This window comes from Pseudomonas sp. FBCC-B35 (assembly GCF_059133755.1).
The window spans coordinates 1,585,439-1,607,419 of record NZ_CP101439.1 but is presented as its reverse complement, the minus strand read 5'-3'; the positions used below and the strand labels follow the sequence as shown (position 1 = coordinate 1,607,419).

The 21,981-nt window shown below is 60.5% G+C and carries 19 protein-coding genes; 9 read left to right on the top strand and 10 right to left on the bottom strand.

What is annotated here, in order from left to right; all coding sequences use genetic code 11:
• Positions 1 to 299: 299 nt before the first annotated feature.
• From NMB38_RS07170 to dacB, 8 genes are all read left to right on the top strand, one after another.
• Positions 300 to 614, top strand: coding sequence for an ElaB/YgaM/YqjD family protein (locus NMB38_RS07170; RefSeq protein ID WP_027916552.1), 315 nt, complete (start codon positions 300 to 302; stop codon positions 612 to 614).
• A 9-nt stretch (positions 615 to 623) separates the two neighbouring features.
• Entirely contained in the window at positions 624 to 998 is a 375-nt protein-coding gene (locus NMB38_RS07165) for a phage holin family protein (protein ID WP_023533670.1), read from the top strand.
• Complete coding sequence (locus NMB38_RS07160; RefSeq protein WP_027916551.1) at positions 995 to 1,327, top strand: hypothetical protein; 333 nt, start codon at positions 995 to 997, stop codon at positions 1,325 to 1,327. The genes NMB38_RS07165 and NMB38_RS07160 overlap by 4 nt, the downstream gene beginning before the upstream one ends.
• Positions 1,328 to 1,417: 90 nt before the next feature.
• Positions 1,418 to 2,749, top strand: a complete 1,332-nt coding sequence (locus tag NMB38_RS07155; RefSeq protein ID WP_027916550.1) for a deoxyguanosinetriphosphate triphosphohydrolase — start codon at positions 1,418 to 1,420, stop codon at positions 2,747 to 2,749.
• A 278-nt stretch (positions 2,750 to 3,027) separates the two neighbouring features.
• Entirely contained in the window at positions 3,028 to 3,645 is a 618-nt protein-coding gene (locus NMB38_RS07150) for a response regulator transcription factor (RefSeq protein ID WP_027916549.1), read from the top strand.
• Positions 3,646 to 3,652: 7 nt separating this feature from the next.
• A complete protein-coding gene (locus NMB38_RS07145) occupies positions 3,653 to 7,285 on the top strand; it encodes an ATP-binding protein (RefSeq protein WP_049696323.1) in 3,633 nt (1,210 codons plus the stop codon).
• A 41-nt stretch (positions 7,286 to 7,326) separates the two neighbouring features.
• On the top strand, positions 7,327 to 7,671 hold the full coding sequence (locus tag NMB38_RS07140) for a YggL family protein (RefSeq protein WP_023533709.1): 345 nt from the start codon (positions 7,327 to 7,329) through the stop codon (positions 7,669 to 7,671).
• Positions 7,672 to 7,912: 241 nt separating this feature from the next.
• Positions 7,913 to 9,370, top strand: a complete 1,458-nt coding sequence (gene dacB / locus NMB38_RS07135) for a D-alanyl-D-alanine carboxypeptidase/D-alanyl-D-alanine endopeptidase (protein ID WP_027916547.1) — start codon at positions 7,913 to 7,915, stop codon at positions 9,368 to 9,370.
• 43 nt (positions 9,371 to 9,413) lie between these two features.
• On the opposite strand, the gene rlmKL is transcribed toward dacB, so the two are convergent.
• Positions 9,414 to 11,606 (bottom strand): bifunctional 23S rRNA (guanine(2069)-N(7))-methyltransferase RlmK/23S rRNA (guanine(2445)-N(2))-methyltransferase RlmL, encoded by a 2,193-nt coding sequence (gene rlmKL, locus NMB38_RS07130; protein WP_027916546.1) that lies wholly within the window; start codon positions 11,604 to 11,606, stop codon positions 9,414 to 9,416.
• A gap of 557 nt (positions 11,607 to 12,163) precedes the next feature.
• Here rlmKL and rmf point away from each other — a divergent pair.
• A complete protein-coding gene (gene rmf, locus NMB38_RS07125; protein WP_023533691.1) occupies positions 12,164 to 12,379 on the top strand; it encodes a ribosome modulation factor in 216 nt (71 codons plus the stop codon).
• A gap of 96 nt (positions 12,380 to 12,475) precedes the next feature.
• Here rmf and NMB38_RS07120 read toward each other — a convergent pair whose 3' ends face one another.
• From NMB38_RS07120 to ppsA, 9 genes are all read right to left on the bottom strand, one after another.
• The gene (locus NMB38_RS07120) at positions 12,476 to 13,501 is read right to left on the bottom strand and encodes a quinone-dependent dihydroorotate dehydrogenase (RefSeq protein WP_027916545.1); all 1,026 of its coding nucleotides are present in this window, start codon (positions 13,499 to 13,501) and stop codon (positions 12,476 to 12,478) included.
• A 252-nt stretch (positions 13,502 to 13,753) separates the two neighbouring features.
• Positions 13,754 to 14,791, bottom strand: a complete 1,038-nt coding sequence (locus NMB38_RS07115; protein WP_023533705.1) for an OmpA family protein — start codon at positions 14,789 to 14,791, stop codon at positions 13,754 to 13,756.
• Positions 14,792 to 14,901: 110 nt separating this feature from the next.
• Entirely contained in the window at positions 14,902 to 15,468 is a 567-nt protein-coding gene (gene sigX / locus NMB38_RS07110; RefSeq protein WP_023533721.1) for an RNA polymerase sigma factor SigX, read from the bottom strand.
• A gap of 114 nt (positions 15,469 to 15,582) precedes the next feature.
• Positions 15,583 to 16,407, bottom strand: coding sequence for a mechanosensitive ion channel family protein (locus NMB38_RS07105; protein ID WP_027916543.1), 825 nt, complete (start codon positions 16,405 to 16,407; stop codon positions 15,583 to 15,585).
• A gap of 2 nt (positions 16,408 to 16,409) precedes the next feature.
• A complete protein-coding gene (locus tag NMB38_RS07100; protein WP_023533663.1) occupies positions 16,410 to 16,682 on the bottom strand; it encodes a hypothetical protein in 273 nt (90 codons plus the stop codon).
• Between the two features lie 87 nt (positions 16,683 to 16,769).
• Complete coding sequence (locus tag NMB38_RS07095; protein ID WP_027916542.1) at positions 16,770 to 17,765, bottom strand: zinc transporter ZntB; 996 nt, start codon at positions 17,763 to 17,765, stop codon at positions 16,770 to 16,772.
• 27 nt (positions 17,766 to 17,792) lie between these two features.
• The gene (gene rraA / locus NMB38_RS07090) at positions 17,793 to 18,284 is read right to left on the bottom strand and encodes a ribonuclease E activity regulator RraA (RefSeq protein WP_023533704.1); all 492 of its coding nucleotides are present in this window, start codon (positions 18,282 to 18,284) and stop codon (positions 17,793 to 17,795) included.
• A gap of 95 nt (positions 18,285 to 18,379) precedes the next feature.
• On the bottom strand, positions 18,380 to 19,372 hold the full coding sequence (locus tag NMB38_RS07085) for an alpha/beta fold hydrolase (RefSeq protein WP_256674439.1): 993 nt from the start codon (positions 19,370 to 19,372) through the stop codon (positions 18,380 to 18,382).
• Between the two features lie 103 nt (positions 19,373 to 19,475).
• Positions 19,476 to 21,851: a phosphoenolpyruvate synthase gene (ppsA, locus tag NMB38_RS07080; protein WP_027916540.1), complete on the bottom strand. Its 2,376-nt coding sequence runs from the start codon at positions 21,849 to 21,851 to the stop codon at positions 19,476 to 19,478.
• Positions 21,852 to 21,981: the final 130 nt, after the last annotated feature.

Here is a 21,981-nt window from a genome sequence, read left to right as displayed (position 1 = left end):
CAAAAGCACCTGTCGGCACCATTAACGCTCAGTCGAGGCTCACCCTGCACCGATTCGGTGCCAGGCAAGGCGGGCTGGGCGCTTGCCACGAATGGATGGACGCCGTATCTGGCAGTCTGGGCATTTTGGGTTAATGTTTAGGCATGGCGGTGGGTACACGCCCCGAAGCGGCGCAGTGCATTCAACAGATGCCCTGCAACGATGCAAAACTTAAGCAAAGCCTGTACCAGTGTGGTGACTTGAACCTTCCAGCAGCCACGTCACTCGAAGTACCAACATCAACCGACAGGGAGAGACACATGGCCAGCAATTCGGCAAAGCATGCACAAGATGTACTGATGGCTGACTTCCAGGCACTGGTCCGCGACACGGAGAAGCTGCTGGCCGATACCGCCAACTTGGCAGGTGACCAGGCGCAAGCGCTGCGCGAACAGATGCACGAGCGCCTGGCGCAGGCACGCGAAACGCTGGAAGTCACACAGGAATCGTTGCGCGAACGCAGCCAGGAAGCACTGGGCAGCGCCGAGCAGTATGTCCAGGAGAAACCCTGGCACGCCATTGGGATCGCAGCCGGCGTGGGCCTGGTGATCGGCCTGCTGGCGAACCGTCGTTGAGGGGTTTTCATGGACAATGACGCCATCGGCACCGGCGCCACCGGCAAACGGCTCGGTGCAGCTGTCCTGGGGCTGCTACACAGCCATATAGAACTGTTCGGCATCGAACTGCAGGAGCAGAAAGGACGCACACTACGCCTGTTGCTGTTCGCAGGTCTGGCACTGGTTTTCGCGCTGCTGCTGTTGACAGCGCTTTCCGGGTTGGTGCTGGTTTTGCTCTGGGACACCTACCGCCTGGCCGGCATCATTGGTCTGTGCGTGTTTTATGGACTGGCAGCGCTGTATTGTGGCCTGCGCCTCAAGAGCGCGGTGTTCGACGAGTCCTCGCCCTTCCACTCCACGCTTGAGGAACTGGCCAAAGATCGGGAGCGCCTTCTGCCATGAACCTGCCTGACTTGCCCAATACACGTAACCCGCGGGAACTGCGCAAGGCGCTGCTGCGCTTGCGCATGGAAATGCACCGCCAGGAAATCCGCCATGAAACCGGCCAACTGCTCGAACCTGTACGGCGCATACGCGGCATGGGAAGCTCGCTGCATGCCGGGCTCGGCATCAAGCATGCGCCACTGTGGGGCATAGGGGCGGTAGTGGCCATGGGCTTTTTGACTGGCAAGGGTGTTCGAAGTGGTGGCCTTCCCCGCCTTGTGCGCCTGGGTGCCAGTTTGATTCCCCTGGTGAAGCTGTTCATGCAGAGCAACCGTCGGCGCCGGTAACCCACACCTCACGCCGCGTCAGGGGTTCATCGCGCACAGGAACCCATGACACGGCGTATGCTCGGATCTACCCCTTCAGGAGACTGCGCCTTGGATTGGCATACCCTGCTTACCCGCGAACGCCTGGGCAAAGCGCTATACAGTGCTGAAGAATTGGGGCGCAGCCCTTTTCACAAAGACCATGACCGCATCATTTTCTCCGGCGCTTTTCGTCGCCTGGGGCGCAAGACACAAGTTCATCCTGTCACCAGCAACGATCATATCCACACGCGCCTGACGCATTCGCTGGAGGTGAGTTGCGTAGGCCGCTCGCTTGGCATGCGCGTTGGGGAAACGCTACGTACGAGCCTACCCGACTGGTGTGAACCGAGTGATCTGGGCATGGTGGTGCAGTCAGCCTGCCTTGCCCATGACATCGGCAATCCCCCCTTCGGACACTCCGGCGAAGATGCCATCCGTCATTGGTTTCAGCAGGCCGCCAATCGTGGTTGGCTGGACGACATGCGCGACGATGAACGGGCTGACTTCCTCAATTTCGAAGGCAATGCCCAAGGCTTTCGGGTACTGACGCAGCTGGAGTACCACCAGTTCGATGGGGGCACCCGCTTGACCTATGCCACCCTCGGAACCTATCTCAAGTACCCCTGGAGCGCTCGTCATGCCGATGCCCTGGGCTACAAAAAGCACAAGTTCGGGTGTTACCAAAGCGAATTGCCTCTGTTGGAGCAGATTGCGAGTCGTCTGGGCCTGCCCCAGGTAGATGATCAGCGCTGGGCACGTCATCCCCTGGTGTATTTGATGGAGGCTGCCGATGACATCTGCTATGGCCTGATCGACCTGGAAGATGGCTTGGAGATGGAGCTTCTACAGTACGCTGAAGTCGAAGCGCTGCTACTCGATCTGGTGGGCAACGACCTGCCAGAAACCTACAGGCAGCTCGGCCCAGGTGACTCAAGGCGTCGTAAGTTGGCGATCCTGCGCGGCAAGGCGATCGAACATCTGACCAATGCGGCGGCACATGCCTTCGTGGAACAGCAAGATGCACTGCTTGCCGGCCAGTTGACCGGCGATCTTGTCGAGCACATGCACGGCCCCGCCAAACGCTGTGTACTGCACGCCAAGGCGATGGCGCGGAACAAGATTTTCCAGGACAAGCGCAAAACGCTTCACGAGATCGGTGCCTACACCACGCTGGAGATCCTGTTGAACACCTTCTGTGGCGCCGCATTGGAACAACAGGGTGGCCGCACGCCCTCGTTCAAGAGCCGCAGGGTGTTGGATCTGCTCGGCAACAATGCCCCCGACCCCCATGGTTCGCTTTATCAGGCCTTCCTGCGCATGATCGATTTCATAGCCGGGATGACGGACAGTTACGCCACCGAAATGGCACGGGAGATGACAGGTCGTTCCGGTCCTGCCTAAACACGCCTGGAAAGTCGCCGACCTTCGCCTTCAAACGGTCCAGTAGGGAAAACCTTACTTCAGATTCAACCAACGCTGGACACTGAGTTGAAACCCTAAACATCAGTTAACAAACAAGGTTTGACTTTAGCTATTAATGCAATTGTACGTAAGTAGTTTTGGTTAAGTTTGTAGGCCATTTCCTATATACGGTTATTGAGCCGCCCTCGCATTACTTGCCGCTTTCAACTGGGTTAAGGTGCCAACTGTCACCCTCATTGATAGCAGGGAAGTAAAACATGTACTCCATATTCATCGTCGACGACCATCCGGTGATCCGGCTGGCAGTGCGCATGCTTCTGGAAAATCAGAATTACACAATCGCTGGCGAATCGGACAACGGCGTGGACGCCATGCAGATGATCCGCGAAACCAACCCAGACTTGATCATCCTGGATATCAGCATCCCCAAGCTCGATGGCCTGGAAGTGTTGGCAAGGTTTCAATCCCTGGCAATGCCACAGAAAATCCTTGTGCTGACCGCGCAGTCGCCGGCGCTGTTCGCCGTGCGCTGCATGCAATCAGGGGCGGCGGGCTATGTCTGCAAGCAGGAAGACCTGAGCGAACTGCTCAGCGCGGTAAAGGCGGTATTGGCTGGGTACAATTACTTTCCCAGCCAGGCCATGCAGCCTCATCTACCTGTTGACAACGACTTGCAACTTCTAAGCACTGTCAATGATCGGGAACTGATGGTTCTTCAACTTTTTGCACAAGGGCGGACCAACAAGGAGATTGCAAAGGGCATGTTTCTAAGCAGCAAGACGGTCAGCACTTACAAGAAACGCCTCATGCACAAACTCGAAGCCAGCACGCTGGTCGACCTGATCGACATGGCCAAGCGCAACGCACTGGTCTGAGGGCTCCATGGCACGTTCTATCGCCCTCCTGCTCCTGGTCGCCATGCTGCTGGGCAACCTGGCTAACGCCGGGCAGCAAGGCGCGTCCCAGTTGTCCTTGGTCGCCCGCTCCACTGCGCGACCCGCCATACCTGCAATTACCCCAGAACAGCAGCAATGGTTGAATGCCCGTCACGAACTGGTGATTGGAACATCTGCTCCGGATTATCCACCTTTCGACATCAGCAGTGGCGGGCGAGACTATCAAGGGCTCACCGCAGAGTACGCCAGCCTATTGGGCAAGGCGCTTGATCTGCCGGTCCGCGTGCTGCGCTATTCAAGCCGCCAAACGGCGCTGCAAGCGCTTAAACAAGGCGACATCGATCTGCTGGGCAGTGCCAACGGCTATGACGCCAACTATGAAGGCGTGGTGCTGTCGCATGCCTACGCTATCGACCAACCCGTGCTGGTCACCCGCGAAGACGAACACCGGGCGCTGGATACTGGCCTGTCAGGCATGCGCCTAGGCATGCTGTATCACTACCTGCCAAGGAAAGAGATACTCAGCGTCTATCCCGATGCCAAGGTCCTGGCCTTCGGGTCATCCAGCGAAGCCCTGAATGCGGTGGCGTTCGGCCAGGCGGACGTCTTCATCGGCGATACGATCTCCACCCACTACCAACTCAACCGCGGGCACCTTCCAAGACTGCGCATGGCCAGCTTTGGCAACCATGAAGCGTTTGGCTTCGGCTTCGCCCTGCGCGAACAAGACACGGTGCTGCTCGCGCTGGTCAATGCGACACTCGACAGTCAGTCCTCCGCCCTGCGGTCGAGCATATTCAAACGCTGGAGCGCAGGCAGCGATCTGCTTCTGACCGATCGCAAGCTTCGACTGACGCGTACCGAAGCGCAGTGGTTGCAGCGACATCCGGTCATGCGTGTCGTTGTCGACGGTACGGCAGCGCCATTGTCCTACTTCGACAACTCGGGTTATTTTCGTGGCATCACCGCCGACCTGCTTGAGCTGATCAGCCTGCGTACGGGCTTGCGCTTCGAGGTGCAACGGGCCAGTGGCATCGCGGACATGATCGCACGGGTCAAGGACGGCCGCGCCGATGTCATCGCCGCCTTGGCAAGCGGCAGCATCGACCAGAACGATCTGCAGATCAGCCAGACGTATCTGGACAGCACTTATGTGCTGGTCAATCGCAAGGGCAACGCGGCAGCCACTTCGCTGGACGAACTGCGCGGCAAGCGGATCGCAATCACACGCTACAGCGCCCTGGACACCATGCTCTCGCGCTATCACCCGCAAATCGGCTGGATCGAAACGGAAAGCTCGTACTATTCCATGGCCCTGCTCAACAGCGGAGCAGTGGACGCCGTCATCACAACGCTGATCGACGCCAACCACGCGTTGGCCAGCAATCCTGACCTGATCATCCGCACCACAGTGGGCAGTGAGCCTGCCAGTTATGCCATGGCCACCAGCACACCTTCCAAAACCCTCATTTCGATTCTGGACAAGGCGCTTTCGAGCATTTCACCTGAAGAGCTGGGGGTGATCAACAACCGCTGGCGAGGCTACACCCTGTTCGAAGATACCCAGGGCGAGGGCTTTCGCCGCTTGACGGTACTTGTAGCCCTGGGTGCAGCGGTATTGCTGTTGCTGGCATTGCTGTGGAACGCCCGTCTGCGTTTGCAGATCCATCAACGCCAGCAAGCGGAGCGCGCCCTGAACGATCAGGTGGCATTCATGCGTGCATTGCTCAACGGTACGCCACACCCGATGTACGTTCGTGATCGAGAGGGTTGCCTGCAGAGCTGTAACTACAGCTACCTCGAAGCGGTGCAGGCCAGTGCCGAGGAGGTCCTGGGCAAGCAACTGGAGAGCAGCCTGTTTGCCGACCGCGAGCAGACCCGACAGATCCAGGACGACTATCGCAAGGTGATGGCGGCCGGGTCGCCCTTGATCATGGACAGGCCCTTGCACATCAAGGGCCGGGAAATCACCATCTACCACTGGATCCTGCCCTACCGGGATTCGCTGGGCGAGGTCCAGGGCATCATTGGCGGATGGATCGACATCAGCGACCGCCGCCAGTTGGTCAACGAGTTGCGCCAGGCCAAGCAGCAGGCCGATGACGCCAACCGAGCCAAGAGTACCTTCCTGGCCACCATCAGCCATGAAATCCGCACGCCCATGAACGCAGTCATCGGCATGCTCGAACTCGCCGTCAAGCGTGCCGAGCAGGGCCAGGTCGATCGCGGCGCCCTTCAGCTGGCTCACCATTCGGCCAAGGACCTGCTTGGCTTGATTGGCGACATACTGGACATCGTGCGCATAGAGTCAGGGCACCTCACCCTGGTCCCCGAGGTGGTGGATCTGGCTGCATTGCTCGAGTCGGTGGGGCGTATCTTCGAGGGCCAGGCCCGGCAGAAAGGGTTGGCGCTGGAAGTCATCATCGAGCCAGCGGCACGTTGCCATGTGCTGCTAGACCCCTTGCGCTTCAAGCAGGTGCTGTCCAATCTGGTGAGCAATGCCATCAAGTTCACCGAGCACGGCCAGGTACGCATCCACGCCAGGCTTGTACAAGACACAGACAGCGCCAGCTCGCTGCTGGACATGGAGGTGCGTGACAGCGGCATCGGTATCCACCCGGACGACGTACAACGGCTGTTCAATCCTTTCGTTCAGGCGAACCCGCACAGTCAGGGGGCACGCGCCGGTACGGGCCTGGGCCTTACCATTTGCCGTACACTCTGCGAAATGATGGGCGCCGACCTCAGCATCAAAAGCCTGGAAGGCCTGGGCACCCAGGTCCGGGTGAAGATGCCGTTGCAACAAGCTGATCCTGTAGTGCGATCGACACCGGCAGTCGAGCGTTTGCAGGCACCTGACCCCCACCTCAACGTACTGGTGATCGATGATCACCCTGCCAACCTGCAACTGATGGCACAGCAGCTCGGTTACCTCGGGCTGCAGCACGCCACGGCCACGGACGGTCGCGAAGGCCTGATGGCCTGGCGTGCAGGCGACTTCGACGTGCTGGTGCTCGATTGCAACATGCCCCACATGAACGGCTACCAGTTGGCGACGGCGGTACGCACCGAAGAGCAGCGGACAGGACGAAGGCGCTGCACGATCCTGGGCTATACCGCCAACGCACAACCCGAGGTACGGCGCAAATGCCTGAGCTCGGGCATGGATGATTGCCTGCTCAAGCCCATCAGCCTCAGCACCCTGAGTCAACGCCTTGCAGCAGTGAACATGCAGCGTCGGAAAAAGAACCGGTGCAAGCCGTATTGCCTTAATGGGCTCAGCGCGGTGGTCGGGCATGACCCGGCTGACCATAGGCGATTTCTCCAGACGCTGCTACAAAGCCTGGAGACAGACTTCACGCTTTTGATGGAGCTGCAGCCTGATAAAGATCAGCAGGCAATCGCCGCTCATGCGCATAAAGTCCTGAGCGCAGCACGCATGCTAGAGGCGGCAGCGCTGATGCGAGCGTGCATCGCCCTCGATTGTGACGAACTCACACCTGCCCAAGTGCGACTGCGACGGCAAGCCCTAGCCCGGCACATGCGGCGCGTGCACCGAGCGCTGACGCTGGACCTGTCGACAACCACGTGCACGCAGGCGGGCAACCGGGCGTGTTAACTGATAGACTGCGCGGCGTTATTACCTAAGAGGATTGTTTCATGGCCACAAACCGCTCCCGTCGTCTGCGCAAGAAGCTGTGTGTCGACGAGTTTCAGGAATTGGGCTTCGAGCTGAACCTGGAATTCAAAGAGGATCTGGATGACCAGGCAATCGATGCATTCCTCGACGCGTTCCTTGCCGAAGCCATGGATGCCAACGGCCTCGACTATGTCGGCGGTGACGATTACGGTCTGGTGTGCTCGGTCAAGCGTGGCTCGGTTACCGAAGAGCAGCGCGCTGCCGTTGAAAGCTGGCTCAAAGGCCGCAGCGAATTGACCAAGGTTGAAGTCAGCCCGCTGCTCGACGCCTGGTACCCGGAAAAGCCGATCAACAAGGCAGAGTAATGCTCTGTCGGGTTCGTTCGCAGAAGGCCACCCCCAGGGGTGGCCTTTTTTCTTTCGGGTCTGCGCAAAAGCTGCGTTGCTTAACACACACTTGCCGCGGCGGCCTGATGTGAAACCCATGTGCATCGAACTGGCGCAACCCCGGGGGGCTTGGGGCATAATGCGTGTGCATTCGTTCTGGGGCCATCATCCATTTATAGCCCCAATGCCCTTTCTCCTCGTTGCAGGGTATCTGTTTATCATGATCAAAACGCTCCGCCCCATCGTACTCGCCGGCCTGTTGCTGCCTTTGGCCCTGACCAGCCAGGCAGCTGCGGTCAATACAAACCTTCCACCCAAGGTGCAACAGGCACTCAAGGCCAATAAGCTGCAAGACACGGCATTGTCATTGGTGATGCTGCCCTTGGATGGCCCCGGTACAGCCACGGTGTTCAACGCCGACGTGTCCGTCAACCCTGCCTCGACGATGAAACTGGTCACCACCTATGCCGCCCTGGAGCTGCTGGGGCCGACCTACCAGTGGAAAACCGAGTTCTTCACCGACGGTACGCTCAGCAACGGTGTACTTAACGGCAACCTCTACCTCAAGGGTGGGGGCGATCCGAAGCTGAACATGGAAAAGCTGTGGTTGCTGATGCGTGACCTTCGCGCCAACGGCGTGCGCACCATCACAGGTGACCTGGTGCTCGACCGCAGCCATTTCGTGCAGCCCAACCTGCCGCAATTCAATGACGACGGGGGTGATCAGAACAAGCCGTTCCTGGTGAAGCCTGACGCGTTGCTGGTCAATCTCAAGGCCTTGCGCTTCGTGGCGCGTAACGACGGCGGCAGGGTCAGCGTTGCCGTGGAGCCGCCGATTGCCAGCATTCGCATCGACAACCAGGTCAAGGCTGTCAACAGCAAGAATTGCGCCGGCGACGTACGCTACAACCCCGTGCCACAGCCCGACGGCATCACCGTGACCGTCAGTGGTCAGTTGGGCGATGGCTGCAACTCCCAAACCTACCTCTCGCTGCTCGATCATCCGACCTATGCCGCCGGCGCGGTGCGTGCCATCTGGAACGAGCTGGGGGGTACCATCCAAGGTACCGACCGCATCGAAAACGTGCCTAAAAGCGCACGGTTGCTGGCGCGCGCTTTCTCGCCGGACCTAGTGGAAATCATCCGTGACATCAACAAGTACAGCAACAACACCATGGCTCAGCAGTTGTTCCTGAGCCTGGGTGCCCAGTTCCGTACCGATGCCGATGGCGATGACGCCCGTGCCGCGCAGCGTGTCGTGCGTCAGTGGCTGGCCAAGAAAGGCATCACCGCGCCGCACCTGGTGATGGAAAACGGCTCAGGGCTGTCCCGCGCCGAACGCGTGAGCACGCGTGAGATGGCAGCCATGCTGCAAGCGGCCTGGAAAAGCCCCTACGCGGCCGAGTTCATGAGCTCGCTGCCGCTGGTGGGTATGGATGGGACCATGCGCAAACGGCTCAAGCGCACCGCCATGACCGGTGAGGGCCACATCAAGACCGGCACGCTCAACACCGTACGGGCAATCGCGGGTTTCAGCCGTGACAGCAACGGCCATACCTGGGCAGTGGCCGCTATCCTCAACGACCCCAAACCGTGGGGCGCCTCGCAGGTGCTGGACCAGGTGCTGCTGGACCTCTACCGCCAGCCCAGCGCAAACGCCAGTACAGCCGCCAAGTGACCTGCATGGCCTGTGCCCCCGCAAGGGCACAGGCGTCGGCGCATCACCGCAACTGCAGCTTCCAGGCGCGATGGATGCGGTTGTTGCGGGCGAAGTCCGGGTCAAGCGTCTGGGCGGTGATCTCTTCCACGGCGTAACGAGCAGACAGGTGCTCGTCGAGCTGGAACTTGCGGAAGTTGTTGGAGAAATACAGCACACCACCCGGGGCCAGCCGCGCCATCGCCAAGTCCAGCAACTGAACGTGGTCGCGCTGAACGTCGAACACACCTTCCATGCGCTTGGAGTTGGAGAACGTGGGCGGATCGATGAAGATCAGGTCGTAGCTTTCACGCTCGGCCTCCAACCACGTCATGACATCCCCTTGTTCCAGACGATTGCGCTCTGAAAAGCCGTTGAGCGCCAGGTTGCGCCGCGCCCAGTCCAGGTAGGTTTTCGACAGGTCGACGCTGGTGGTGCTGCGCGCCCCGCCCTTGGCTGCATGCACGGTAGCCGTCGCGGTATAGCAGAACAGGTTCAGGAAGCGCTTGCCGGCCGCCTCACGCTGAATGCGTAAGCGCATCGGCCGATGGTCCAGGAACAGGCCGGTATCGAGGTAGTCGGTCAGGTTGACCAGCAGCTTGACCCCCGCTTCCGACACTTCCTGAAAGCGACCTTCCGTGGCCTGGCGCTCGTACTGGCGGGTTCCGCTTTGACGCTCCCGGCGCTTGAGCACCACGCGTTGTGGCGAAATACCAAGGGCCTGGGGGATCGCCGCCAGCGCGTCGAGCAGGCGCGCTTGTGCCTTGTCGGGATCGATCGAACGCGGCGCGGCGTATTCCTGCACGTGCACCCAGTCCTGATACATGTCTACAGCCAGGGCATACTCGGGCATATCCGCATCGTACAGTCGATAGCAGCTGACCTGTTCGCGGCGAGCCCACTTGCCCAGCTGCCGAAGGTTTTTCTGCAGGCGGTTGGCGAACATCTGCGCACCCTCGGACAGGCGAGCAGGCTGGCTGGCCACCTGCGCTGGCTGGTGGGCTTGCAGGGCTTCAGCCGGTTCGGTCCGGCGCTCGCCGGTCACGAACTGGTCCGGCTGGACCTTGAACAGCAACAACTTGCAGGGCAGTGCACCGTTCCAGAATGCGTACTGCTTGTGGCTGCGCAGGCCCATGCGCTTGCCCAGTTGCGCAGCGCCCGTAAAGACGGCGGCTTCCCAACCCATGCATGCCTGACGCAGGCGTTCGCCAAGGTTCTGGTAAAGGTAAAGCAGGCTGGCTTCGTCACCCAGACGCTCCCCGTAGGGTGGGTTGCTGATGACCAAGCCTTTCTGGTTCTGGTCCGGGCGCGGCTCGAATGTACTCACTTCACCCTGATAGATCTTCACCCAATCGCTCAGGCCTGCGCGTTCGACGTTGTTACGCCCTGGTTGTATCAAGCGAGGATCGGCTTCATAGCCGCGGATCCACAACGCAGGTTTGGCCAGGCCAGCTTCAGCCCGCGCCTGCGCCTGATCATGCACCTTGCGCCAGAGCGCAGGCACATGGCCCAGCCACGCCGTGAAGCCCCAACGCTCACGCTTGAGGTTGGGGGCGATGTCCGCGGCGATCATTGCCGCCTCGACCAGGAATGTGCCGACACCACACATGGGGTCGGCCAGTGCGCCGCCCTGGGCAGCGATGCGTGGCCAGCCGGAACGAATCAACACGGCGGCAGCGAGGTTTTCCTTGAGCGGTGCTGCACCTTGCTGCAGGCGATAACCACGCTGATGAAGGCTGTGACCGGAGAGGTCCAGCGACAGGATCGCCTCACCCCGGTCAAGGCGCAGGTGCACGCGCACATCCGGGTCGATCTTCTCCACCGACGGGCGTAGGCCTTCACGGTTGCGCAGTTTGTCGACAATGGCGTCCTTGACCTTGAGAGCGCCGAAATGAGTATTGTCGATCCCTGACCCATGACCGCTGAACTCAACGGCCAGGGTGCCATCAGCGGCCAAGTGGTCAGCCCACTCCACGGCATTGACACCGTCATACAGGTCGTCGGCGTTTTTCATGGAAAACCGCTTGAGCACCAGCAATACGCGGTTTGCCAACCTGGACCACAGGCACAGACGGTAGGCTGTCTCCATGTCGGCAGCCCCGCGAATAGCCGAGGTGTGTTCACGCACCTCATCCAGGCCAAGGCTGCGGGCCTCTTCTGCAAGCAGGCTTTCAAGGCCTTTGGGACAAGTGAGGTAGAGTTCGAAACGGTCCGACATGAGTTATCCAGCACAGTAGGGCTATTAGACTGGCGCTGCGACGCATCGCGACGCCCTGTTTACCTGCACCCTTTTCCGACAGGTGTGCAAGTGGCCACGCTCCCCTTACGCAAGAGCGATGACCGGGCCGCCCGACTTACCCATCCATGCCTGACGGCACAAACAGCTTAGATCATCGAGCAGTACATACATTCTCGCGATACCGGGGCCTAGGTGACCCTTCGTCGCATTTCGAGGTATTTCAAATGCCTCACAGAGGCGATGGCAAAATGGCGTCAAACTTCGGCTAACCCCCGATCCTGCGGGGCTGCGGCGGGAATAAGGATGAGTCGCATTTATTTACTTATCCCCTGACCCTTGGAAAGGTTACGTGCTTATGACAAATCGATCATTCCCACCGTCACCTGCATTGGTTAGAACTGAGCACAGGCCGCATCGCAACGAAGCGGCACTTCAGGCTCGCGACGCCGGCAGCGAGCCCATACCGGCAGAACGATTCTGCCCGGCCTCCATGAGGCCGACGGGACATTACAGTCAACAAGTGAGGGCAACACCCTATGAGAAGACTTAAGCGTGATCCGTTGGAAAGAGCATTTTCACGTGGCTACCAATATGGAGTCACCGGCAAATCCCGGGAGCTTTGCCCCTTTACCCTGCCATCTGTTCGTCAAGCCTGGATCAACGGCTGGCGGGAGGGCCGTGGTGACAACTGGGACGGTATGACTGGCACCGCCGGTATCCACAGGCTCAACGAAAATCACGCCGTAGGCTGATAGAGGACATTCACGCGATTTACCAGGCACGCCCCACCAGGGCGGCGGGCTGAGGCCCAAGGGCCCCTTCATGGGGCCCTTTTTTTGCGGGCAAGCTTACCGCTTGGGCATGGCGGCGATGGCGTCCACGGCTTCTCGAATGAGCGCCGGCCCTTTATAGATGAAGCCCGAGTAGATCTGCACCAGGCTCGCACCGGCGGCGATCTTCTCGGCCGCATGTTTTCCTTCCGTGATGCCCCCTGCGGCAATGATTGGCAGCTTGCCGCCCATCTCACCGGCCAACACTTGAACGATACGTGTGCTCTTCTGGCGTACGGGGGCACCTGAGAGCCCGCCTGCTTCACCGCCATACGGCAGGGCCTCCACGCCTTCGCGCCCGAGCGTGGTATTGGTCGCGATGACCGCGTCCATGCCTGACTCGACAAGCGCAGCGGCCACCAGCGCCGTTTCTTCATCGCTCATGTCAGGGGCAATCTTGATGGCCAAGGGCACATGCCGGCCATGACGGGCGCTCAGCTGTGCCCGACGTTCCGCCAAGGCATCGAGCAATTGCTTGAGCGAATCCCCGAACTGCAGGCTGCGCAGCCCCGGTGTGTTGGGTGAGCTGACATTGACAGTGACGTAGCTGGCCGCGCTGTAGACCTTGTCCAGGCAGATCAGGTAATCGTCCACCGCGCGCTCGACTGGCGTGTCGAAGTTCTTGCCAATATTGATACCCAGCACGCCCTTGTAACGGGCAGCGCGTACACGGCCCAGCAGATGATCAACCCCAAGGTTATTGAAACCCATGCGGTTGATGATGGCAGTTGCCTCTGGCAAGCGGAACAGTCGAGGTTTGGGGTTGCCAGGTTGCGGGCGAGGCGTGACAGTGCCGATCTCGACGAAACCGAAGCCCAGCTGGGCGAAGCCGTCGATGGCCGTACCGTTCTTGTCCAAGCCAGCCGCCAGACCTACCGGGTTGGCGAAATCCAGGCCCATGACCTTGACAGGCAATGAGGCCGGGCGCTTGCACAGCTTGCCGTTCAAGCCAAGCCGGCCGCCGGCACCGATCAGGTCCAGCGATAGATCATGAGAAGTTTCCGGTGACAGTTTGAACAGCAGCTGGCGGGCCAGGGTATACATGGGCAGGCAAGACTCGGGGTGAGTGAGGGGGCGATTATAGCTATCACCAACGGCACAGGACAGCCCGATGTTGGCCTGCAGGTTTTCTGCGGAGGGCTGCCTGGGCAGATGAACGTACAGACAAATGTCTAGCAGGCAAGCACTGCCTTGGCTGGGCCTTACACCAGTGCTTGCCTGCTAGACATCACATGCTGTCATGCAGGCAAAGAAAAACCCGGCCGAGGCCGGGTTTTTCATGAAGCTTCAAACCAATTACTTGGCCTGGGCTTCTACCTGAGCTTCAACGCGACGGTTGATAGCACGGCCTTCTTCGGTGGCGTTGTCGGCAACCGGACGGGTTTCGCCGTAGCCAACCGAGTCAACACGGCTGGATTCTACGCCGTACTGCTGGGTCAGGACCTGCTTGACAGCGTTGGCACGACGCTCGGACAGCTTCTGGTTGTAAGCGTCTGGACCTACGGAGTCAGTGTGACCTTCAACCACGGTGGTGGTCTGTGGGTACTGCTTCATGAAGTCAGCCAGGTTCTTGATGTCGCCGTAGCTGTTAGGCTTGACGACCGACTTGTCGAAGTCGAACTTGACGTCCAGCTCAACGCGAACGACTTCGGCAACAGCCGGGCAGCCGTCGGCGTCAACAGTGACGTTGGCCGGGGTGTCTGGGCACTTGTCGACGTTGTCGCAAACGCCGTCGTTGTCGGAGTCGGAGCAGACTTCAGCAACTGGAGCAGGTGCAGGAGCAGCCTGGTTCTTCGGGCTACCGCCGAAGTTCAGACCAACACCAACGCTTGGAGCCCACTCGGTGTCGCCCTGGTCGATGTTGTACTGAGCTTCTACGCCGGCACGGGCGTAGAACATGTCAGTGATGTACCACTTGGCGCCAGCGCCAACGTTGGCGAAGGTGGAGTGGTTACGACCACCACGGCCGGTCTGGCCGATCGACTGGTGCGAGAAACCAGCGGAAACGTACGGACGGATGGCGTCGTACGGGTTGTTGAAGTGGTAAACGGCGTCCAGGGCGGTGTTGGAGCCCTTGATGTTCTTGCCGTCGTCGCCACGGGCGTTGTGGACTTCGTCGTAGCCCAGACGCAGTTCAACGTCGTCGGTCAGGAAGTAACCGATGGAGCCGCCGAACAGGTTACCGTCGTTTTTGAAGTCGCGCTGGCTGTCGAAGAATTCTTTCTTGTAGAAGATTTCAGTTTCGACGGCGCCTTGGCCTTGTGCCATAGCGCCAATCGAGGTGGCGGCTACGAGCGAACCAATGGCCAAGCCCAAGGTGTTTTTCAGTTTCATCCGTTAAATCCCCATCTGGTGATAGTTAAGCAGTCCCACCAAAACCGGGGGGACAACTCGTCGGCGAGTCTAGCAGAACTCGCCGGTTCGTTAGAGATATTTGCTGGTCGTTAAGTTTCATCCAGACCGGCAAATTTCTCCCGAAGCTTGTCAAGCGCACGCTTGTATCGCATTTTCGTCGCGCTGAGCCCCATGTGCATGATATCCGCGATCTCCTGGAACTCCAGCTCGGCGACGAATCGCAGCACCAGGATTTCCCGATCGATCGGGTTCACATGGACCAGCCACTTGTCCAGCCCGCCCTTTTCTTCGGCCTTTGGGGCCTTGTCCTCGGACGCCTCTTCAACAGGGTCCAGGCTCAAGGCATCCATCAACCTGCGCTTGCGGCGCTCCTTGCGGTACTGGGTGATGCATTCATTGTAGGTGATGCTGTAAAGCCAGGTCTTGAATTTGGATTTTCCCTCGAAATTCTTGAGACCATAGAGCACTTTCAACATGACTTCCTGACAGACATCATCCGCGTCCCGGTCGTTCCCCAAATAACGTGCACATACGTTGAACAGGGTTCGCTGATAGCGACGCATGAGCTCCTCATACGCGCGGGTCACGTGATACAGCTCCTCATGCGAGCGCGCCACCAACTCTTCGTCGGTGAGTTCGCGGGGGTCGTAGCGCATGGGCGGCGTGGGGACTTTATTCAAAACGAATCTGGCCGACAGTCAGGTCAATGTCGCCGCAAACGCCCAGGAGGGTCGGTTTTTGCGGCGGCATACATTAACAGCTTTGTGCGGTCAGCGGCTATTGACCCGCTGCTCGAGCAATTCTCGGTTGGACAGGGAAACCAGCTCGTCATCGTCGGTGAGGATCACCGTCTTGACCGTGCCGATTTCCTCGATATGCCCTTCTACCTCGCCAATGCGCACCTGCTGGCCCACCTGGAACAGCTCGCGGACGTAGATGCCCGCCAGGATCTGACCCGCGATTTCGCGGCTACCCAGGCCCATGGCCAGCGCAACGGCCAGACCAACGGTAATCAGGCCGATAACGATCACATGGTTGAGCAGGTCGGTCTTGACCTCCAGCTGGCTGATAGCCACTGAAATGCTGATGATGATGACCAGGCCCTGAACGATGCGTCCAAGCCCCGCGGCGTACTCAAGCCCCACGCCTTCGGCAGCGCCGCGCACCAGGCCGTTGGCCACCTGCGCCAGGAGCACGCCCGCGAGCAATATCAACGCTGCACCGAACACCTTGGGCAGGTACAAGGCCAGCATGTCGAGCGTGGCCGAGACGCGCTCCAGGCCCAGCGACTCGGCGGCCGATACGAGGAAGATCAGCAGCACGAACCAGTAGACGATCTTGCCGATCAGGGTAGAAATCGGTACCTGAATGCCAACCCGGCCCAGCATCTTGGTCAGACCCGTACCGGCCATCAGGCGATCAAGGCCAAGCTTGGCCAGCAGTTTGGAGAGCAAGGTATCGAGCAGCTTGGCTACCACAAAGCCCAGCAGCACCACCACCAACGCGCCGAACAAGTTGGGGATGAAGTTCGCCACCTTGGTCCATAGGGCGGTCATGGCGGTGACCAGGCTCTGGGTCCAGAGATCGAGTTCCATATTCAGTCGGCCTTATCAGCTTTGCTGCCAGCGGCAGCGTTGCGGGAAGAATGTCTGCGCACCGGCGCGACGTGCGCCGAGCCATTGTTGATGGCGATCATCAGCGCCTGGCTCCAACGGCCAAGCAAGCTGAACAGATCACCGGCGCCAACCTGACGGTTGGCGGTCTTGAGCACGCGACCCAGGCAGGCGGCATCATCCTGGTCATGGCGGTCATTGCCGGACGGGGATGCCTTGAGCAGGTCACGCAGGGATTGTTCGAACGGATCGTGCATGGGCACCTCGCGTAGTATCAGCAAGAGACGAGACGGCCTGGCGACGGGTCACACCTTGTGTCGACCAGGCTGCTGGCGCGCTGGCGGCTATACCCACTGCAAGCGCCGGAACAACCACCATTGCCCTGCTGCCAGCCCCACCACCACCAGGCACGCCATGAGAAACCCGTAAGGGTTCTGCGCCCCAGGAATGCCACCCACGTTGATGCCCAACAGCCCGGTGATGAAGCTCATTGGCAGAAAGATGCAGGTGATGATGCCAAACCGGTACATGGTGCGGTTCATCCGTTCGCTGCGGCGGCGGTCTTCGCTCTCAAGCACCAATGCCGCACGTTCGCGGGTCAGTTCGAGCTCTTCGAGATAGCGGATCAGGCTGTTGTTCAGCTCGTTCCAGTAATCGGCATCGACCTCGGCAAACCAGCTCCACTTGCTGCGTGAAAGATGTGCATAGATGTCGCGCTGCGGGGCCAGGAAACGTCGCAGCCCAGCCGCGCGGCGGCGGATCTGCTGCAAGCTGCCCTGATCAGGCAGGTGTCGCTCGTCAACCTCTACCTTTTCTTCTTCGAGGTCGACCAATTCGGACAGATCGCTGACCAAACCCTGGACTTTCTCGGTCAGCAGTTCGCCCATCAGCAACAGCAACTCGGAAGCTGTCTTCGGCCCCCTGCCCTGCTCCAGTTGCAGCAGGACTTCGTCGCTGGCCCGGAGCGGGCGCAAGCGCAGCGAAATCACGCGCTGGGCCTGGGCGAAGATTCGCACCGAAACCATGTCCTCAGGCTCGGCACCAGGGTTGAGGTTGACCCCACGCAGAAACAGCAACAATTGCTCGTCGGCCATCGGCAGCAAGCGCGGCCGAGTGTTCTCTTCCAGCAACAGCTCGCAGGCGAATTCACTAAGGCCACTCTCGCTCAGCAGCCACGACCGGGTTTGGGGGTGGCTGCGGTCCCAGTGCAACCAGAGGCTTTGCTCAGGTTGCAGTTGCAAATCGGCCAGCTCGGTTCGGGCGATGGCGCGTGCCCCGCCCTTGCCATCGAGCACCAGGGCATGCACCAGCCCCCACTGCGCGTTGTCTTCCTCGAACATCAAAGCTCCATCAGCGCCAGCGGCGCGTCACTCCGGCATCTGCAACGGGCTTGGCGAGACCAGTACGCCGTTGTTGTCGGCGTACACGTATTCACCGGGCCTGAAGGTCACGCCCGCGAAACTCACCACGACGTTGAGGTCGCCAATGCCACGCTTGTCGGTTTTGAGCGGGTGGCTGGCCAGCGCCTGCACACCCACGTTGGTCTGGATCAGTGCGTCGACGTCGCGCACGCAGCCGTAGATCACCAGGCCTTCCCAGCCGTTTTTCGCCGCTTTTTCGGCAAGCATGTCGCCCAACAGGGCGCGACGCAGCGAGCCGCCGCCGTCGACCACCAACACCTTGCCCCGGCCATCGAGTTCGACCTGCTCACGCACGAGCGAGTTGTCCTCGAAGCACTTGATGGTGACGATCTGGCCACCGAACGAATCGCGGCCACCAAAGTTGCTGAACATCGGCTCCAGCACCTGCACGAGGTCCGGATAGGCGTCACACAGGTCGGGCGTTACGTAATGCTGCATGGCAAGCTCCTGTCAGTCACAACGAAAGCGATTGAGGGCCAAGGCTACACCTTGGAGCACACCGCAGTCACCCGAGACCGCACGGTCAGCGCCTTTCATAGCGCGGGCACGAGCGCCAAGGCCTCAATGGACGCATGCACCGGCAACCTGGGCTCACGCAGCCAGCGTTCTACCAGCGGCCATACCTGCACGTGGGCAGCCTGGCTGGCCAGCATGTCCGCATGGCCAAAGGCATCGAAGCCCGCCGCAGGCCCAAGGCAGAGGAACTGCTTGTGCGCGCCACCGAGTTGCTCGAACAACGTGCGGCAGGCCCACGGCGGGCTCTGCTGGTCGGCCGCGGCTGCGACGGCCAGCGTCGGCACGTCGACTTGCGCAAGGCCTGCCCACCAATCGCCCTGCTTGTCGCCAAAACGCCCGATCAATCCATGCCAGCGCATGTGTTCCAAGGCAAGGCCGACGGGTTCATCCTCTGGCCCGCGCCCAAAGCGCGAGCCAGACAAATGCCCCCAGCGGCGTAGCAGCCAGCGCATGCCCCACACCACCGGAGGCACTTTCAACGGCCAGTAGCTGCGGCTTACCTGGGAACCGAATAGCGCCACACCCGACACATGCTGCGCAGCCAACGCGCCGCTCCCCAGGGCGACCGCCAAGGTAGTGCCGCCCAACGAATGCCCAATCCACAGGGGCGCCCTGCCCGCTTTCTCATGCACGAAGGCACCGATGGCCGGTACGTCGTCGCGCGCGTAGGCGACCACCGTGTTCTGTGCCCAATCCCGATTGCGCGGCGACAGCCCGTGACCACGCATCTCGGGGATCCATACATCGAAGCCGGCCCGGGCCAGGTAGGCCCCAAGGCCACCGCCCTTGGGTGAATACCAGAAACGCCGATTGGAAAAGCTGCCATGCAGCAAGATGACCGGAATACCCTGGGCGGTGTTCTGGTCAGCCAAGCCCAGCCGGGTCACGGCCAGCTCCACGCTGGGATCGGGACCCAAGCCGGCCTTGATGCGATAGACGTCTTCACTGAGGTCGCCGCGACGCTCGGCACTGAGCAAGGCGACGGGAAATAATGTACTGCTGCTTTGCATAGGTCGGTTGCTTGTCGCACAAAAAAGGGCGAAATCCATCGCTGGAACTCGCCCTGGAAAAAACCAGGCGAGGGACGCCAGACGCCCCTCGCGTTTTGCGGTATCAGGTCGCGCTTTGGCCTTCGGCCAGGTAGAACCAGGTTTCGAGCACCGAGTCCGGGTTCAGCGATACGCTGTCGATGCCCTGCTCCATCAGCCATTTGGCCAGGTCTGGGTGATCCGAAGGGCCCTGACCGCAAATGCCGATGTACTTGCCGGCCTTGTTGCACGCCGCGATGGCGTTGGCCAGCAGCTTCTTGACCGCGGGATTTCGCTCATCGAACAGGTGGGCAATGATGCCCGAATCACGGTCCAGACCCAACGTCAGCTGGGTCAGGTCGTTCGATCCGATGGAGAAACCGTCGAAGTATTCGAGGAACTCGTCGGCCAGGATGGCGTTGGACGGCAGTTCGCACATCATGATGACGCGCAGGCCGTTGTCGCCACGGGCCAGGCCGTTTTCCGCCAGCAGGTCGACCACTTGGCTGGCCTCACCGAGGGTACGCACGAACGGCACCATGATCTCGACGTTGGTCAGGCCCATTTCGTTGCGCACGCGCTTGAGTGCGCGGCACTCGAGTTCGAAGCAATCGCGGAACGCCTCGCTGATGTAGCGAGAGGCTCCACGGAAGCCCAGCATCGGGTTTTCTTCTTCGGGCTCGTACAGCTTGCCGCCGATCAGGTTGGCGTACTCGTTGGACTTGAAGTCCGACAGGCGAACGATCACTTTCTTGGGATAAAACGCCGCTGCCAGGGTGCTGATGCCTTCGACCAGCTTCTCCACATAGAAACCGACCGGGTCGTCATAACCGGCGATGCGCTTGTCGACGCTGTCCTTCAGGTCGGCCGGCAAGCCGGCGTAGTTGAGCAATGCCTTGGGGTGCACGCCGATCATGCGGTTGATGATGAATTCCAGGCGCGCCAGGCCTACACCGGCGTTGGGCAGCTGGGCGAAGTCGAAGGCGCGGTCCGGGTTGCCGACGTTCATCATGATCTTGAACGGCAGCTCGGGCATGGCGTCCACCGAGTTCTGCTTGATGTCGAAGCCCAGTTCACCCTCGAAGATGAAGCCGGTATCGCCTTCGGCGCAGGAGACGGTCACGCCCTGCCCATCTTTGAGAATCTGGGTAGCGTTGCCGCAACCGACGACCGCCGGAATACCCAGTTCACGGGCAATGATGGCCGCATGGCAGGTACGCCCGCCACGGTTGGTGACGATGGCACTGGCACGCTTCATCACCGGCTCCCAGTCCGGGTCGGTCATGTCCGAGACCAGCACGTCGCCTGGCTGCACCTTGTCCATCTCGGAGACGTCGTTGATCACGCGGACCTTGCCGGCGCCGATGCGCTGGCCGATGGCGCGGCCTTCGACCAGCACGGTGCCCTTCTCTTTCAGCAGGTAACGTTCCATGACGTTGGCGCTGGCGCGGCTCTTCACGGTCTCAGGGCGGGCCTGGACGATGTACAGCTTGCCGTCGTCACCGTCCTTGGCCCACTCGATGTCCATTGGGCGCTGATAATGCTGCTCGATGATCATCGCCTGCTTGGCCAGCTCGTTGACTTCGTCGTCGCTCAGGCAGAAGCGGGCACGCTCGGCGCGATCGACTTCGACCGTCTTGACCGAGCGACCGGCCTTGGCTTCTTCGCCATAGACCATCTTGATCGCCTTGCTGCCCAGGTTGCGGCGCAGGATGGCCGGACGGCCAGCCTGCAGGGTGTGTTTGTGTACGTAGAATTCGTCAGGGTTGACCGCGCCCTGGACCACGGTTTCACCCAGGCCGTAGGCACCGGTGATGAACACGACGTCACGGAATCCCGACTCGGTGTCCAGCGTGAACATCACGCCGGCGGTACCGGTTTCGGAGCGAACCATGCGCTGCACGCCAGCCGAGAGCGCGACCAGCTTGTGGTCGAAGCCCTGGTGCACACGGTAGGAGATGGCACGGTCATTGAACAGCGAGGCGAACACTTCCTTCGCAGCACGGATCACGTTGTCCACGCCGCGGATGTTGAGGAAGGTTTCCTGCTGGCCGGCGAACGAGGCGTCTGGCAGGTCTTCGGCGGTGGCCGAGGAGCGCACGGCCACGGCCATGTTGTCGTTGCCATTGGCCATTTCGGCGAAGGCGGTACGGATCTCGGCATCCAGACGCGCCGGGAATTCGGCTTCCATCACCCACTGGCGAATCTGCGCGCCGGTCTTGGCCAGGGCGTTGACATCGTCCACGTCCAGGGCATCGAGCGCCGCATGGATGCGGTCGTTGAGCCCACTTTGCTCGAGGAAATCACGGTACGCCTGAGCCGTAGTGGCAAAGCCGCCCGGCACGGACACGCCGGCACCGGCAAGATTGCTGATCATCTCGCCCAGGGATGCGTTCTTGCCCCCCACATGCTCCACATCATGGACGCCGAGCTTTTCGAGGGAAACTACGTACTCTACCAAGGTGATCTCTCCACTAGCTGTATTGGAAAAGCTCAACGGCGCCCGCCTGTCTTCTTGACTGGGCCGGACGCATGTGGCCTGTACCTGGAAAATAAGTGAGAATGCCGACAGCCGCATTCGGCAAAGCGAA

What these genes read in the sequence shown, in the direction of transcription:
- sigX (WP_023533721.1), bottom strand. Translation starts at nt 15,468, where the DNA reads ATGCGCTACGACCCCCGCGAACTCACCGACGAAGAGTTGGTGGCGCGC.
- NMB38_RS07165 (WP_023533670.1), top strand. Translation starts at nt 624, where the DNA reads ATGGACAATGACGCCATCGGCACCGGCGCCACCGGCAAACGGCTCGGT.
- NMB38_RS07105 (WP_027916543.1), bottom strand. Translation starts at nt 16,407, where the DNA reads ATGGAACTCGATCTCTGGACCCAGAGCCTGGTCACCGCCATGACCGCC.
- NMB38_RS07100 (WP_023533663.1), bottom strand. Translation starts at nt 16,682, where the DNA reads ATGCACGATCCGTTCGAACAATCCCTGCGTGACCTGCTCAAGGCATCC.
- rraA (WP_023533704.1), bottom strand. Translation starts at nt 18,284, where the DNA reads ATGCAGCATTACGTAACGCCCGACCTGTGTGACGCCTATCCGGACCTC.
- NMB38_RS07140 (WP_023533709.1), top strand. Translation starts at nt 7,327, where the DNA reads ATGGCCACAAACCGCTCCCGTCGTCTGCGCAAGAAGCTGTGTGTCGAC.
- NMB38_RS07115 (WP_023533705.1), bottom strand. Translation starts at nt 14,791, where the DNA reads ATGAAACTGAAAAACACCTTGGGCTTGGCCATTGGTTCGCTCGTAGCC.
- NMB38_RS07120 (WP_027916545.1), bottom strand. Translation starts at nt 13,501, where the DNA reads ATGTATACCCTGGCCCGCCAGCTGCTGTTCAAACTGTCACCGGAAACT.
- rlmKL (WP_027916546.1), bottom strand. Translation starts at nt 11,606, where the DNA reads ATGTCGGACCGTTTCGAACTCTACCTCACTTGTCCCAAAGGCCTTGAA.
- NMB38_RS07160 (WP_027916551.1), top strand. Translation starts at nt 995, where the DNA reads ATGAACCTGCCTGACTTGCCCAATACACGTAACCCGCGGGAACTGCGC.
- rmf (WP_023533691.1), top strand. Translation starts at nt 12,164, where the DNA reads ATGAGAAGACTTAAGCGTGATCCGTTGGAAAGAGCATTTTCACGTGGC.
- NMB38_RS07085 (WP_256674439.1), bottom strand. Translation starts at nt 19,372, where the DNA reads ATGCAAAGCAGCAGTACATTATTTCCCGTCGCCTTGCTCAGTGCCGAG.
- NMB38_RS07145 (WP_049696323.1), top strand. Translation starts at nt 3,653, where the DNA reads ATGGCACGTTCTATCGCCCTCCTGCTCCTGGTCGCCATGCTGCTGGGC.
- dacB (WP_027916547.1), top strand. Translation starts at nt 7,913, where the DNA reads ATGATCAAAACGCTCCGCCCCATCGTACTCGCCGGCCTGTTGCTGCCT.
- NMB38_RS07170 (WP_027916552.1), top strand. Translation starts at nt 300, where the DNA reads ATGGCCAGCAATTCGGCAAAGCATGCACAAGATGTACTGATGGCTGAC.
- NMB38_RS07150 (WP_027916549.1), top strand. Translation starts at nt 3,028, where the DNA reads ATGTACTCCATATTCATCGTCGACGACCATCCGGTGATCCGGCTGGCA.
- NMB38_RS07095 (WP_027916542.1), bottom strand. Translation starts at nt 17,765, where the DNA reads ATGTTCGAGGAAGACAACGCGCAGTGGGGGCTGGTGCATGCCCTGGTG.